At 40.1% G+C, this 16,089-nt stretch carries 13 protein-coding genes; 6 read left to right on the forward strand and 7 right to left on the reverse strand.

Features of this window, described 5'->3' with window-relative positions; all coding sequences use genetic code 11:
• Nucleotides 1-6: 6 nt before the first annotated feature.
• From LT090_RS15045 to lexA, 4 genes are all read left to right on the forward strand, one after another.
• Entirely contained in the window at nucleotides 7-501 is a 495-nt protein-coding gene (locus LT090_RS15045) for a GFA family protein (RefSeq protein ID WP_068544364.1), read from the forward strand.
• Between the two features lie 86 nt (nucleotides 502-587).
• Entirely contained in the window at nucleotides 588-2,621 is a 2,034-nt protein-coding gene (locus LT090_RS15050) for a beta-propeller domain-containing protein (RefSeq protein ID WP_068544365.1), read from the forward strand.
• Nucleotides 2,622-2,792: 171 nt separating this feature from the next.
• Entirely contained in the window at nucleotides 2,793-3,776 is a 984-nt protein-coding gene (locus tag LT090_RS15055; protein WP_068544366.1) for a helix-turn-helix domain-containing protein, read from the forward strand.
• Nucleotides 3,777-3,884: 108 nt separating this feature from the next.
• Nucleotides 3,885-4,499 (forward strand): transcriptional repressor LexA, encoded by a 615-nt coding sequence (gene lexA / locus LT090_RS15060; protein WP_068544367.1) that lies wholly within the window; start codon nucleotides 3,885-3,887, stop codon nucleotides 4,497-4,499.
• Between the two features lie 107 nt (nucleotides 4,500-4,606).
• Here the strand turns inward: lexA and argH are convergent, their stop codons facing one another.
• The 5 genes from argH to argC form a co-directional block, all read right to left on the reverse strand.
• Nucleotides 4,607-6,496 carry an argininosuccinate lyase gene (argH, locus tag LT090_RS15065; protein ID WP_068544368.1) on the reverse strand — a complete coding sequence of 630 codons (1,890 nt, stop codon included), beginning with the start codon at nucleotides 6,494-6,496 and terminating at the stop codon, nucleotides 4,607-4,609.
• A gap of 1 nt (nucleotide 6,497) precedes the next feature.
• A complete protein-coding gene (locus tag LT090_RS15070; RefSeq protein WP_068544369.1) occupies nucleotides 6,498-7,721 on the reverse strand; it encodes an argininosuccinate synthase in 1,224 nt (407 codons plus the stop codon).
• A 63-nt stretch (nucleotides 7,722-7,784) separates the two neighbouring features.
• Nucleotides 7,785-8,702 carry an ornithine carbamoyltransferase gene (locus LT090_RS15075; RefSeq protein ID WP_068544370.1) on the reverse strand — a complete coding sequence of 306 codons (918 nt, stop codon included), beginning with the start codon at nucleotides 8,700-8,702 and terminating at the stop codon, nucleotides 7,785-7,787.
• 51 nt (nucleotides 8,703-8,753) lie between these two features.
• Nucleotides 8,754-9,593, reverse strand: a complete 840-nt coding sequence (argB, locus tag LT090_RS15080) for an acetylglutamate kinase (RefSeq protein ID WP_226996492.1) — start codon at nucleotides 9,591-9,593, stop codon at nucleotides 8,754-8,756.
• A complete protein-coding gene (gene argC / locus LT090_RS15085) occupies nucleotides 9,562-10,599 on the reverse strand; it encodes an N-acetyl-gamma-glutamyl-phosphate reductase (protein ID WP_068544372.1) in 1,038 nt (345 codons plus the stop codon). Before argC ends, argB begins: the two co-directional genes overlap by 32 nt.
• Nucleotides 10,600-10,830: 231 nt before the next feature.
• Here argC and argE point away from each other — a divergent pair, with 231 nt between their 5' ends.
• Together argE and LT090_RS15095 are read left to right on the forward strand one after the other, a co-directional pair.
• Nucleotides 10,831-11,976, forward strand: a complete 1,146-nt coding sequence (argE, locus tag LT090_RS15090) for an acetylornithine deacetylase (protein ID WP_068544373.1) — start codon at nucleotides 10,831-10,833, stop codon at nucleotides 11,974-11,976.
• 87 nt (nucleotides 11,977-12,063) lie between these two features.
• Nucleotides 12,064-12,693, forward strand: a complete 630-nt coding sequence (locus LT090_RS15095) for a glutathione S-transferase family protein (protein WP_068544374.1) — start codon at nucleotides 12,064-12,066, stop codon at nucleotides 12,691-12,693.
• A 90-nt stretch (nucleotides 12,694-12,783) separates the two neighbouring features.
• Here LT090_RS15095 and metF read toward each other — a convergent pair whose 3' ends face one another.
• Together metF and metL are read right to left on the reverse strand one after the other, a co-directional pair.
• Nucleotides 12,784-13,665 (reverse strand): methylenetetrahydrofolate reductase, encoded by an 882-nt coding sequence (metF, locus tag LT090_RS15100; RefSeq protein ID WP_068544375.1) that lies wholly within the window; start codon nucleotides 13,663-13,665, stop codon nucleotides 12,784-12,786.
• On the reverse strand, nucleotides 13,665-16,079 hold the full coding sequence (metL, locus tag LT090_RS15105) for a bifunctional aspartate kinase/homoserine dehydrogenase II (RefSeq protein ID WP_068544376.1): 2,415 nt from the start codon (nucleotides 16,077-16,079) through the stop codon (nucleotides 13,665-13,667). Before metL ends, metF begins: the two co-directional genes overlap by 1 nt.
• Nucleotides 16,080-16,089: the final 10 nt, after the last annotated feature.

Consider the following 16,089-nt stretch of genomic DNA (forward strand, 5'->3'; position numbering starts at 1 on the left):
ATAGCAATGACACAACAAATAACGGAAAATACTAAAGGCGGCTGTGCATGTGGTTACGTGCGCTACAAACTGACCGCGCAGCCATGCGTTGTTCATTGTTGTCATTGCTTATTGTGTCAGCGGCAAACCGGCAGTGCATTTGCCGTAAATGCATTGTTTTGGGCCGACGATGTTATTGTAGAAACAGGTAGCGTCAATGAAATAGAAATGGAATCTCCAAGTGGTAAAGGGCAAACTATCGCTCGTTGCCCAAAATGCGAAGTCGCGGTTTGGAGCAACTATTTTATGGGCGGAATAAAGCAAGGCATTCGCTTTATACGCGTTGGCACATTAGATAATCCAGAGTTATTGCCACCTGATGTGCATATTTTTACTACAACGAAACAACCCTGGGTAAACTTATCACAAGAAAAACAAGTGGTTGATGTATTTTATGATTTTAATGTCGTCTGGTCTCTAGAAAATAACAACAAACGAAAAGATCTATTAGCTAAATTGTAATTTTCTGACATTGGATAAAAATCAGTAAATTAAATTAGTTAATATAAAAGCAAAGGTTAAAGCTAAGTAGGAATTTAAGGATGAAAATGAACAAGTTCGCATTACTCACAACTATCATTGTCGTTAATACGTTAATGCTACAAGGCTGCGGCGGTAGCGATTCTAATGTTGTTGAAGACAACGCAAAATTAAAAAATATTGAAGGTGTTGATGAAATATCTCCTATCTATAAAAATGCTATTGTTCGTTCACTTAGCTACCGAAATGATGAAATAGCTAATAACCCTGTTGCTGATGCCGAAGCGGTGAGTGACGGTACTGATAGCAATCAGTTCTCCGAAACAAATACACAAGAATCCGGCGTTGATGAAGCCGACCGAGTTGAATTTAACGGTGAACACCTTTTTCTCTTAACATCACCGCAGTATAAATCTAAGCCGACAATTAAAGCATTCGAAAAATCCGCTTCAAAGCTTAGTTATAGAAACACCGTAATGTTATCAGAAAATAGCCATTACCAAGGCTTATACCTATTCGGTAATACTTTAACAGCGATAGGCGAATCTTATAACCATTACTATTCCGAACCATTGGTTTCTGATCAACAATCTGGCATTGGCCAATACCAGTATCAACCGCCGATTGTGATGATCGATATTATCGACGATCAGAGCGCTGTTGTTTCAAACCAAGAGTTTGATAAACACCAATTTAAGATCAGCGGTTCACTAGTAAATAGTCGCCGTGTTGATAATGAGCTTTACGTTGTTACTCGCTTTTCGCCAAACTTTACTCAATATGATGATATTTATTACGGGCAAACGCCTGAAGAACTCAAAGACGCCGTCGAGCAAATTGACGCTCAAGACTTATTAGCCACCTACCAATATGGCAATGAAGAGGCGCAGTTATTAACGAGTAATTGTTATCTTGAAGATATTGCTGATAATGACGAGTCACTGGGGTATCAAGCGTTAATATATGTTGTCAAAATAAACTTAGAACAGCCCGAACAAATACAATCTGTATGTATCGGCGCAGAAAGTCAGCAAATATATTCATCGACCAACTCGCTAGTGTTGTTCAACGATATTTATCAATATACAGACAACAGCGAACAATCATTCACGCAAATGCATAAGTTTAATTTAACAACCCTTAACTACCAATCGTCGGGGCAAGTACCTGGGGCAGTTGGCTGGAACAACGCAAGTTATCGCTTTAGTGAACAAGATGATTACTTAAGAGTTATTACAACAGAGCGTAATTGGCGAGAAAATACTATAGAACACAAGTTATTTGTACTCGATACTAGTAATTTCGAAATGAGTGAAGTTGCTCGTTTACCAGAAGATGGCAGTGAGCAAACCATCGGCAAACCTGGTGAAGATATTTACGCTGTGCGTTATCGCGACAACAAAGCTTACGTTGTAACATTTAGAAGAACCGACCCCTTGTATGTAATTGATTTAAGCGAACCTGCAAATCCGACAATCGAAGGGCAATTGGAAATACCGGGGTATTCAGCTTACTTGCATCCTGTTGATGAAAATCTACTTATCGGCATTGGTCGACAAACCGATGGTTTATTTTGGGGCTTTGCCGAAGTTATCGATACCAGAGCCGATGGCGATAAAGAGCAAGAACAATGGCAATTTCCGCAAGCATTAATTAATGATGAAACCTTGGCCCATGGCGCAAAAATATCTCTATTTGATATCAGCGATCCAACCTCACCAAGCGAACTCATAACCTACACATACCCTGGGACGCAAACCGAAGTAGAATATGATTTCCATGCTTTCACTAGCTTAAATCACTCTGATGGCTCAATGTCATTTACGGTGCCTTTGTATGTTCATCAATACATAGAAACATTCGATGAGATGACAAATCAATGGGATTATCGTCATCAATACAAGTCGTCGTTAGAGTTGTTTGAAGTTGATAACTCGATGCTTGATAGAGTCGGCGCGGTGCAACCCGAATATGAAGAAGACCTGCAAAGCCGATACGGTCATCGCAGTATTATTGATGGTGATAATGTCTATTTTGTTGATGGAAATGACCTTTGGCAAGCAAGTTGGTCAAATCCTAGCGATGCTGTAAAAGTACAATAACAACAAAAACAATTAAAAAAACATGTAAAAATCAAAATTAAAACATCAATGATTTTATGTACTTAGCTATAGTGCAACCGTGAGTTGACAAAATAACAACCTAGCTTGCTAGTCTGCAACCAACCGACTTTCTATGCTAGGCGCTCAATTACGAGTGAAGGAACAAACTTTATGATATTAGCAGAAAAGATCGTTAAATTAAGAAAACAACTTGGTTGGTCGCAAGAAGAATTAGCAGAGAAACTTAATGTTTCCAGGCAGTCAGTATCAAAATGGGAAAGTACAAATAGTATCCCTGATTTAAATCGCATCATTATGCTGGCTGAGCTTTTTGATGTGTCTACTGATTTTTTATTGAAAGATGAAAATGAAGTGTTCGAATCGAGCCAAGGCAGCAAAAGTTCCGACACAATTCAGGTAAGCCTAGAACAAGCAACGAAATACATTGATAGCACGATGGAAGCGACCGCTTTAAATGTTAAAGGGGTTCTATTGTGCGTCTGCTCAGTAATACCGTTACTGTTTCTGCTGGCAATGGCCGATAGCAATAAACTCAACTTAACAAGTGATATTGCAGCACCAATCGGCGTTGTATTTATCTTAATTATGGTTTCGATAGCCGTAAGCTTCTTTCTCAAAACCAATCAATATGACGACGATACCACGGTAATAGATGATGAACGCTTTGAGTTAGCATACGGTGTACACGGTGTGTTTAGCGAGAAGATGAAAAAGTTCAGACCGACATACAATAGACGGTTATCGATTGGCATCTTTCTATTTATTGTCAGCTTTGTACCTTTGATGTTCGCAGCAATGTCTGCTGCTGGCACCGATTTAATCTTAATGATGTTAATTGTACTGCTATTGATCATATCGGCAGGACTATATCTAGTGATCCCAGTATCGACAAAATATGATGCCCTTAATAATGTGTTAAGGGATAGCGACTTTAACAGCGTAAAAAGCAAACGTGCAAAACGTGCAGAAAAGCTTGCTGCATTTTACTGGCCACTATTAATCGCAATATTTCTTGGCTGGAGTTTGTGGACAATGGCTTGGGGTATCACTTGGATTATCTGGCCAGTTGGCGCAGTACTTTTCGCCGCACTTATTGGCTTAATGGAATTGTTTGCTAAGGATGAAGAGGAATAAGCTTTAGACGACAATTAGTTTTTAATTTACCAATCAAAATAATAGGTTGCGTTTATCACCTAGCTGTATATACTAACAGTTACTGTACAGATAAACAGGCTTAATGATATGCGCGCCCTTACTGCAAGACAAGAACAAATATTTGGCTTTATTAAAGAAAAGCTAGGCGAAACAGGTATGCCACCTACTCGTGCTGAAATTGCTAATTTCTTTGGTTTTAAATCAGCAAACGCAGCTGAAGAACATTTAAAAGCACTCGCGAAAAAAGGCTTTATCGAAATGTTACCGGGTACTTCTCGCGGTATTAGATTGGCTGAAGAGCATATTGAAGAAGAAGGTTTACCGTTGATTGGCCGTGTTGCCGCTGGTGAGCCTATTTTAGCGCAAGAGCATGTTGAAGATAATTACAAAATTGATGGTAATTTATTCCACCCTGCCGCCGATTACTTGTTACGAGTTAATGGCGAGAGTATGAAAGATATCGGCATCTTAGATGGTGATTTATTAGCGGTTCATCAAACGACTGATATCAATAATGGTCAGGTTGTTGTTGCTCGTGTTGAAGATGATGTTACGGTGAAACGTTATAAGCGTGAAGGCAATGTCGTTTACTTGCATGCTGAGAATGAAGATTTCTCACCAATAGTTGTCGATTTAGCATCTACACCATTTAATATCGAAGGCATTGCCGTTGGTGTTATTCGTAACGCCGATTGGATGTAGTGTTCTTTCAGCTTTTAGCTTTTAAGAAGAACAAGAAAAAGGCAGTATTAATATTCATTAATACTGCCTTTTTTATTTCTATCGACGCCTAAAGTGGCCTTTATTAGCTATTGCTCCACTGTGACATCAATACTATTAAGTAAGTGTGGCATCGAATGATGATCACTTAAATTGTATATCAACGCTTCTTCGTCACAATTATCTTGTTTCGGACATAAGTCACAATCTTTCATTACTTTTTCAGGCAAGGTGTCTTTGTCACCTGGCAAGAAGTCTAGCATTTCAAAGAACTTAGGCTTACGAGTTAATACGAATACCTTGATCAATGATAACGCTTTGGCTCTATCAAGTAAGAACTGACAAAGTTTTTGGCCATAACCTTTACCTTGGTGATTTATCGTTACTCCTAATGAACGAATTTCCGCAAGTCCAGTACTGTAGATATACAATGCCGCACATGCACACACTTGTCCGTTTACCTCGATTACAGCGAAATCTCGAATTGATTTGATTAAATCGTCTTCACTGCGTGGTAAATTCTCTTCTCTTGATGACCAGTAATTTACCAGCTTCACAATCGCGCGAATATCGGTAAGCTTAGCGTCACGAACAACATAATTTGCGCTACCAAGTTGCAAGCGGCTTTGTTCGATAACTTTAGTAACAGGTTCAATACCTGTGCCACCAAGGATGTTTCGTTTATCTACTAAGTATTCTAATTCAAGTACAGGGTAAACATCGGCCTCTATTAATGAACTGAACTGTTTAAATTCATCTAAGCGCAGACTCTCAAGCGGTTCGCCTTGGCTAATCGCATATAACACTACTGCACCAGTGATATCGTGCGCAGTTCTAAATGGAACACCTTTGCCAACCAGATAATCGGCAAGCTCAGTGGCATTGGCGTAACCACCACGTGCCGCTTTAGCACATTCGGCAGAATTCAACTCAATCGAGTTAATCACTTCGCCAGCCATATCAAGACATGATACCCATTGCTCTAGTGCATCGAATAAGCCTTGTTTGTCTTCTTGCATATCTTTGTTATAGGCAAGTGGTAAGCCTTTTAATGTTACTAACAATGCCTGTAATGAACCATAAACACGGCCACATTTACCGCGAATTAGCTCAAGTGCATCAGGGTTCTTTTTCTGCGGCATTAATGAACTACCACTAGTAACCGCATCACCTAAAGTAATAAAGTTAGCTTCACCAGAGTTGAAGAAAATTAAATCTTCAGCGAAACGTGATAAATGCATCATGCCAGTACTTGCTGCAAATAATAATTCCAGTACGTAATCACGATCACTAACCGCATCAAGCGAGTTTAAACATGGGCCATCAAAGCCTAGAGAATTGGCTAAGTCATAACGGTTAATTTCATACGTAGTACCAGCAAGGGCGCCACAACCTAATGGTGATTGATTCAGACGAACGCGAGCATCTTGTAATCTTGAAATATCCCGTTTAAGCATTTCAACATAAGCCATACACCAATGAGCAAAACGGATCGGTTGAGCACGTTGTAAATGTGTATAACCCGGTAATATGTGTTGCTTGTTGTTGTCGGCAAGATTGATTAACTCAACTACAACCGCATTGAGGGTTTCGATGATCACGTCAACTTGTTCACGAGACCAAAGGCGTAAATCTGTACTAACTTGGTCATTACGACTTCTGCCAGTATGTAGTTTGCGTGCGATATCACCAATCACTTCGATTAGTTCACCCTCAACCCAACTGTGAATATCTTCAGCAGCAGAATCGGTGAAATCAATTTCACCGCTTTCTACCTTCGCACTCAAATCAACAAGAGCTTGTTCCATCTTTTGTTGTTCATCTAGCGTTAGCACACCAGCCTTATGAATGGCCTTTGACCAGCCAATAGAACCTTGAATATCTTGTTGTACAAGAATTTGATCAAATGGCAGTGAATCATTAAATGCTTTAAATTTATCACTACTTCCGCCTTTGAAACGGCCACCCCATAACGCCATGTTACTTCTCCTGTCCTTTCAGTGCCGCAATACGTGACGACAAGCTGAATAAACGAATAAACCCTTCGGCATGCTTTTGGTCATAAACGTCATCTTCACCAAACGTTGCAAACTCTTCTGAGTATAAACTGTTTGGCGAGCGACGTTGTGTTACCGTTGCTTGGCCTTTGTATAGTTTCACTACGATATCACCAGTTACTTGCTCTGCAAATGATGCACAAGCTGCCATTTGCGCGGCAGCTAATGGGTTAAACCAGCGACCATCGTAAATTACGTGACTAAACTCTAGACCAACAGACTCTCTAAACTTTAAAGATTCTTTATCAAGAATTAATGACTCTAGCCCTTTGTATGCCGCCATTAATACAGTGCCACCTGGGGTTTCATAACAACCACGAGACTTCATACCAACTAAACGGTTTTCTACGATATCAATACGACCAACACCATGTGCGCCAGCTTTTTCATTAAGGTCAACTAAACATTGATAAGGTGACATGGCTTTGCCATCTACGGCAACCAATTCACCTTTTTCAAAACTAAGCATGACTGAACCTGGTTTATTTGGCGCATCTTCTGGATCGGTAGTCATCGTCCAAACTTCTTTAGACGGCTCACACCAAGGGTCTTCTAATTCACCACCTTCGTGTGAGATATGCCATGCGTTTGCATCACGACTGTATATTTTAGTTAGTGATGCACTACAAGGGACGTTACGCTCTGCCAGGTAATCAAGTAAATCTTCACGAGAAACCATGTCCCATTCACGCCATGGCGCAATAACAGTTAGTTGCGGAGCAAGGGCAGCAAAACAAGACTCAAAACGCACTTGGTCATTACCTTTACCAGTACAGCCATGACATACCGCATCAGCACCAACTTTCAAAGCGACTTCGACGTGCGCCTTAGCAATTACTGGACGAGCCATTGATGTACCTAACAAGTACTGACCTTCATATACCGCACCAGTTTTAATGATTGGATAAATGTAGTCTTTAACAAACTCTTCTTTCAAGTCAACAACATGACATTCAGATGCACCACTAGCAATGGCTTTTTCTACAATGCCATCAAGCTCTTCTTCGCCTTGACCAACATCGGCGCAGAAGGCAACAACTTCACAACCGTCATAGTTCTCTTTCAACCATGGGATGATCGCCGATGTGTCCAATCCGCCAGAATAGGCTAATACTACTTTTTTAATTCCAGTTTTCTTAATGCTCATAACGTTCTCTAATGCTTTCAATATTTAAATTTAAGTTGTTTTGTGTATTGACTGTTAGGTTAACTACTTACCGTTAACTAAGGTCAATAACACAGAATTTTGTGCCCACATGCGATTTTCCGCTTGTAAAAATGCGAGTGACTTATCTGAGTCAAAAACGCTAGTGGTAATTTCTTGTTCAAGGTGTGCTGGTTGGCAGTGCATCACAGCAGATGCGCCCGCTTTATCCATTAATTCATCGTTTATTTGATACGGCATAAACTTAGCTAGGATGTCAGCAACTTTAGTATCATCACCCATTGAAATCCAAGTATCAGTATAGATAACCTGTTGGTTTTCAGCATCCTTAATGTCAGTACTTATTGTCAACGTTGAGCCACTTTGCGCTGCCAACTGTTGCGCTTTGCTAATCATATCGGCGGTTGGTTCATGACCTTCAGGCGTGATCACAGTGACATTAACACCAAGTACACTGCCCATAAGCATCAATGAATTAGATACATTGTTGCCATCGCCAATATAGGCAAGGTTTAATCCTTCCAACGAACCAAAGGTTTCAGTTAATGCCATATAATCAGCAAGTGCCTGACAAGGATGGTATAAATCACTCAATGCATTGATCACAGGAATGCCACCGTGCTCTGCCATTTCATCAAGGACGCTTTGTTTGAATACACGGGCAACAACGATATCAGCCCAACAAGCTAAGTTTTTCGCCACATCTTTAACTCGCTCACGTTCGCCAAGTTGACCGTTTTGCTGACCAATGTATAGACTATGACCGCCTAGCTTATTGATACCAATATCAAAACTGATGTGAGTACGCAGAGATGGTTTTTCAAAAATGGTCACTACAGATTTACCGGCTAAGGCATTGCTGTACTTCGCTGGGTTGGCTTTTATTTCTAAGCCTTGTGCGATAAGTGCCAATAACTGTTGTTTGCTTAGTAAGTCATCAGCTAAAAAATGATTTAACGACATAAAGTATCCTAATAATTTCTTTTGTTTAATTTGATATAAGTAAAATATGAATTAAGGGTTAATGCGGGTGCCGATAACCTGCCCATTTTGCAACAATAATAGTTGCTCGGGAGTTTTCCAACTGGCCACCGCGATACTTCGTCGCAATTGCGTTGCTGCGGCAAACGCCGCTCTTACTTTAGCAATCATGCCGCCGTTAATAATGCCTTCATCAATCAATTGTTGTGCCTGCTCATTATTTAATTCTGCTAAATATTCATCGTCTTTGCCTTTCACACCGGCAACATCAGTAAGTAACACTAACTCAGCGTCTATCAACTCGCTTATCGCGACTGCGGCATCATCTGCATTAACATTGACTAATTGACCGTTCGCTAAACTGCCAATTGATGAGATAAATACCAAGTTTCCTGCTTGCATCAGCGCTTCTAACGTTGTGTGATCATTAGTTTGTGGAATACCGACACAACCTAACTTGGCATCGGCAGCAACACATTTAATCATGTTGCCATCATGCAAGGCCAAGCCAATCGACGAAATACCACAACTACTGGCCATTGAAACTAGGTTTTTATTTACCGAGCCCGAAAGTGCGCCAACAATAATATCCATGTGCTCAGGACTACTTACTCTTAATCCATCAATTTTGTCACTGACAAAACCGGCTGCCGCCAATTGTTGGTCAACAACACAGCCGCCACCATGAACAATGACGACATTACGGTTTTGCTTTTGTAATTTTTTAATCGTATTAAATAGGCTTATTTGCGCATCGGTAGACTCCATGATTGCGCCGCCAATTTTTATTACTAAAGGACTTTGTGACATGCCCTGATTGCTCACTTGGTTATGCTCTTGATTAGTCATTTGCGCCACCAATTTTGTTGTCATTGATTAATGCATATTGGCTATCAAGTCCCAAAGTAATATTGAAACACTGCACCGCTTGGCTTGCCGCACCTTTTAATAAATTATCAATGGCACAACTCGCCACTAAGGTGTGAGTGTCTTGGTCGTACTTGAAAAATACATTAGCGAATGGCGTATTTGCTACATCGTCAATTTGTGGCCAGCTTTTAGAAATACGAACTAAAGGCTTATCTTGGTATGCGCTTTGGTAGGCATTAACCACTTGTTCTTCGGTTACATCATCATTGAGCTGTAATGTAACCGTCGAAAGTAAGCCTTGTTTGAATGGCGCGATGTGCGGGTTAAAAATAACCTGGCTACCACAATGTTGACTAATTTCTGGCTGATGACGGTGCGCTAAAATATTGTATGCCTTAAGGCTTAACTCATTAAAACTAGTTGCTAAACTTGCCTTTCTTCCGGCACCGCTTACGCCGCTAATGCCATTAACAACTATCAATCCATTTTCTTTATGCATGTTGGCATCAGTCACAGGTTTAAGAGCAATTAGACTTGCTGTTGGGTAACAACCAGGCACGGCTATCAGATCAGCACCGGCAATTTCATTACTGTTGTATTCAGCTAAACCATAAATAGCGTTATCAAGTAATGACTGATGATGATGTTCGAAACCGTAATATTTAGGATAATCTTGTGCATTCGGTAAACGAAATGCACCGGACAAATCAAATACTTTGGTACCTTGCTCTACAAAAGCATTAGCCCAAAGCTGAGAATATTCATGAGGAGTGGCAAAAAACACCGCATCAAGATCGCTGTTAGCGGTCAACCAATTTTTTGAAAACGGTTGTAACGGAAAATCACAGACACCTTGCAAGCGCGGATATAGTTCTGAAAACAATGCACCACTTGATTCACTATTTTCTGACACAAGTAGTTGCAGATCACTGACCTTGCTATGACGGTTTAGTATCTCAACCAACTGAGCGCCGGCGTAACCACTTGCCCCTATTACTGCTACTTTCACTTACTTTCCTTACTGCATTTGTATGCGATATTGTTACTTTACGTTTGTTGCTTTTTAATGATGGTCAATTCAATGGTTAGACCACATTAAAATAATATATAAACAATTAATTTATCGTGTTTTAATTTAATACTAGCCTGATTTATTAGACTTGATTACACTGGTTTTAGCACAATAACAACAGTTAACTATTTATGCAATAAAATAGCATAATTATTTTAAAGGAATCACATCTTGTTACCAAACTTTCAACAGGCGTTAACAGAACTTATCGCGAGCCCGTCTATAAGTGCATGCGACACAGTTCTCGATCACAGCAATAAAGACGTAATCAACCTATTGGCAAGCTGGTTTGAAGATTTAGGTTTTAGCATTAATATTCATCCAGTGCCAAATAGTCGGGGTAAATTTAACCTTTTAGCTAAACTAGGTAGTGGTGATGGTGGCTTATTACTGTCAGGCCACAGTGATACTGTACCTTTTGATGAACAAGGTTGGAATTCTGATCCGTTTATCATCACCGCTAAAGACGATAAGTTTTTTGGTTTGGGTACCTGTGATATGAAAGGCTTTTTTGCATTCATATTACAAGCCTGTAAACACATCGATGTGAAACAACTGAAGAAACCTTTATATATATTGGCGACTGCCGACGAAGAAACGACAATGTCTGGAGCTCGCTTTTTTGTCGAGCAACAATTGGCAAAACCGGATGTTGCTATCATCGGTGAGCCAACAAGCCTTAATCCGGTGATTATGCATAAAGGTCACATGTCGCATCGTATTTCTGTTGTTGGTAAATCAGGACATTCAAGTTTACCGGCTAAAGGCGTGAATGCTATCGAGATCATGTATCACGTGATCCAACGCTTAATGCAACTGCAACAAGATCTTGCTGCAAATTATCAAAACGAAGCTTTTTGTGTCAGTGAGCCAACATTAAATTTTGGTGCGATTAAAGGTGGCGATAGTGCCAATCGAATTTGTGGTGATTGTTTCCTAGATATCGATTTACGCTCTATACCTGGATTAAGTGATGAAGAGCTTACTCACTGGTTAAGCGAAGCATTAAAACATGTCGCGGAAAAATACCCTGGCCGAGTAACCATGAACGAATTACACCCAAGCTCTCCAGCATTTGGCGAATCTGAAGATAGTGAATTGGTTAAGCTTGCCGAAAAATTCTCAGGTCATTGCTGTAAAGCAGTAAACTATGCAACCGAAGCACCGTTTATTCAACAACTTGGTTGTCAGACCATCGTACTTGGCCCAGGCTCCATTGAACAAGCCCATCAAATCGATGAATATATCGCGTTTGATCAAATCAAGCCAACTGAGAAAATTCTACTCGACTTTATTCAACATTATTGTATGTAAAGCAGCGGGCAAAAATAAGTAGGGTCAGATCCTACTTTAATACGTTTGCACTATAATTGATTTTTTAGTTACGCAATCAGAGGTTTTATGAAAATATTTGGATTAAAAAATTCACGATCATTTCGCGCCACGTGGGCCGCATGTGAAGCTGGAGTTGATGTCAAATTTATCCATGTTAATTTTGGCAGTGACGGTGAAAACGGTACGCTTAGCGATGACTATAAAAACTTAAATTGGCAAGGCAAAGTGCCAACATTAGTTGATGATGCTGACGATAATTTTGTATTAACGGAAAGTGCGGCCATCGTGAATTACATCGCCGCGAAAGGTAACAATAAAGACTTATTACCAACGGGTGTAAAAGAGCGCGCTAAATATGATGAAATTTGTTTCTTTGTATTAGCTGAGTTAGAACAGCCACTATGGACCAAAGGTAAACATAAATTTGCCTTACCAGCGCCATACCGCGTGCCCGATATTATTGACACTACTACGCCATTTGAATGGGGTAAGGCGCAAACCGCATTACTAAAATTAGTGGCTGGAAGTAAATACGCTGCCGGCGATAAGTTTACCATGGCAGATATTTTGTTATCACAAACCATTATGTGGGCGAAAAAGTTTGAATATGACGTTGATGACAGCTTAGTTCAATACAGCAAAGAGATGTGTCAGCGCCCAGCATTTGCGCAAGCGTTAGCAATCGAAAGTAAATAGTAAAAAAAGATTACGCATATAAGTAGGGTCAGATCATACTTTTATAAAAAGTATGATCTGACCCTACTTATTTAATTTTACGTGCTGAGGTTATGGGCGAACGCCTAAGGTATGGCAAATCGCATAGGTTAATTCACTTCGGTTCAGCGTATAGAAATGGAAATCATCTACACCTTCACTGCGCAGTATCTTCACTTGTTCCATCGCAATATTTGCACCAACCAGATTACGTGTTGTTGGATCATCATCTAAGCCTTCATACATTTTACCCATCCATTCTGGTACATGAACATTAGTCATGCCGGCAAAACGTTTTAATGTGGCGAAATTTGATACTGGTAATATGCCTGGAATAATATCAACTTCAATGCCAACACCAACGCAACGATCGCGAAAGCGTAAGTATGAATCAATATCGAAGAAAAACTGGGTGATAGCGCGGTTGGCGCCAGCGTCAATTTTCTTTTTCAAGTTAACCAAATCTGATTGAGCATTTGGCGATTCAGGGTGTGCTTCAGGGTATGCTGCAACTGAAATATCAAAATCGGCTACGCCTTTTAATAACTCCACTAAATCGTTAGCATACATATCTGGTTTTTTACCACTTTGCGGTAAATCACCACGCAAGGCAACGATATGACGTATGCCACTTTGCCAATAGTCTTTGGCTATATCGATTAACTCGTCACGACTCGCATCAATACAAGTAAGATGCGGCGCTGCAATTAAGCCAGTATCTTTTTGGATGCGTTTAATCACGCCATGGGTACGGTCACGAGTACCTGAACCGGCACCATAAGTTACCGATACAAATTTAGGTTTAAGTGGCGCTAAACGCTCAATCGAATTCCATAGTGTGGTTTCCATTGATTCAGAATTTGGCGGAAAAAATTCAAATGATACATTTAAATCTCTGTCTAAATCTCTCATCGTTCGATTGAGTAAATCTAATTGCCTAGCTTTTTCGTTCATTAGTTAATCCCCTTTAATTCTACTTGTTTTTTTTGTACTGCTAACTCTTTACAAAGGTTAACTAAATCTGAATGTAAACCACCAGCGGTAACATCTCTGCCGGCACCAGGTCCTCTAATAATGAGCGGATTATCCTGATACCAATCACTGGTAATTGAAAATATATTGTCGCATGGTGTTAAATTAGCGAACGGATGAGTTTCCGATAAAGTTTCTAACGAAACCACTGCTTTATATTTATCACCATCTTTACTAAAACGAGCTACGTATCGTAAACAACTGCTTTGTTGCTGTGCCGCTTCTAACTTATCCGCAAAATATTGATCAAGTAAAGCTGCATTTACCAAAAACTCTTGCTTTGAGACATTTCTTAATTGCTCAGGCACTAAGTTTTGGCATTCGATATCTTCAAGCTCTAGCTTAAAGCCCGCTAAGCGAGCGAGAATAAGCAGTTTTCGTTGAACATCTAAACCAGACAAATCATCTCGAGGATCCGGCTCGGTATAGCCTTGCTCTAATGCGCTAGTTAACAGTTTTGAAAATGATTGGCTGCCGTCAAAATTAGCAAATAACCAAGATAGTGTACCTGAAAATATCCCTGAAATTTCATTTATTGAATCACCACTTTGCAATAAATCATTTATTGCATAGTTAATTGGCAAGCCTGCACCGACTGTTGTATTAACTAACCATCGACAGCTGAACTGTCGCTGTAAGTCTAATAACTGTTGGTAGTTATCACTAGAACTTGATCCCGCACATTTATTGGCACTCACAACATGGATGCCTTGCTTAAATAAGTCTTGATATAGAGCGCTGAAATCTTCACTCGGAGTAATATCTACCAGCACCAATTCATCATATGGATGATGCGATAACCAGCTCACAAGTTGTTGGTTATCATAATCTACGCTTTGCTCCGTAAATAAATCTAATGCATTGCTTGCAACGATGCCATCGGTATCGATCAGCGCTCGTTTTGAGGTTGCTAAACCAACTAAGTGAGCATTTTCTAATGCTAGTACTCGGGCAAGTTGCGTAGGTAACATTTCTAAAAAGCGTTGGCCGATATTGCCAAGGCCGGCAATGACTAAGCCGATAGTTTTGCTATCTTGAGTCACCTGGCTATGCACTTTGTTCACTAGCTCAACTGAACACTGTTGTGCAAAGAACGCTAAGAAACTGTGACCTTCATCACTTTGTGTGATCACTAGCGGTTGTGCTTTGTCTAATACGCGATTAAACCGCGCTTTAATATCACCTCGCTCCGCAATTTTATGGCCAACGACGGCAAGTAATGATACTTGTTCAGTTTTATATTTCAGGTTTTGTCCCTGTAAATATTGCTCTGCGATATCGGTAAATTGTGGAGTGATCACAACACAACTTTTATCTTGGCAAATATACAAAGGCGCAAAACGATTTTTAATCACCTGCAATTCAACATCGTTAAATTGTTCACAGGAAATTTTTACTAATTCATTATTATGGGTAACCGATATTTCACCTTTAGCAATCTCGCCAAAATGACCGATTTCACTACCGTTTTGATCCGGTTGATAGCTACTTGCTACCTTAAGATGAATACTATTTGATGCTAACGGCTTTAATGTATTGGCATGCAAAATCGGATTGCCTAATCGACCAAGCTCTTTAGCAACATCACTTTCAATACGGTGAAGTTTTCGGGCTGTCGTCACAATGCGCGGATCAGCACTATAAACACCATCAACATCGGTCCATAAAGTGACGTTCTCTGCATTCAGTAAATGCGCCGCAATCGTAGCTGAATAGTCACTGCCATTACGTCCAAGGGTTTGTGTCTTGCCTTCAGTATCAGTAGCAATGAAACCCGTTAAGATATTCAAAGCACCCTGACGTCGTTCTTGCAATAACTGCGTGCGACTTTGTTGTTCGGCTACTGCAAAGTTATTATTGGTTTCGAGTAATAATACATTTCGCGCATCAATCGCGTTCGCCGGACATACCTGCTGTTCTAATAATGCAGCAAGTAATTTCGCCGACCAAACTTCACCTAAAGCCAAGACGTCGTTGCGATTTAGCTCTAACGATTGCTGCTGAAATTGTTGACGAATAAACTGCAAGTTTTGGTCGAGGTAATTCACTAATAGATCGGCGCTATCGCCCTCTATTAGTTCTTTAATAAGTTGTTGCTGAGTATTTCGCAATGTACTTAGTGCTTGTTCAAACGAATCGTTATCGGTGCATGCAAATAATGCATACAAACAATCGGTAGTATTACCATTTGCTGACACAACAATAAGATCATCTAAACTTGCGTGTTGCTTAATGATACTAACGACACGTTTTACGCATTCAGCATTTGCTAATGAACTGCCGCCAAATTTATGTACATTAATTTTGGCTTGTGGTTTTAATTTTGAATTTAACATTTACAGCTAC

The sequence above is a fragment of the Thalassotalea crassostreae genome (genome assembly GCF_001831495.1).
In the GTDB taxonomy this organism is placed as follows: Bacteria; Pseudomonadota; Gammaproteobacteria; order Enterobacterales; family Alteromonadaceae; genus Thalassotalea_A; species Thalassotalea_A crassostreae.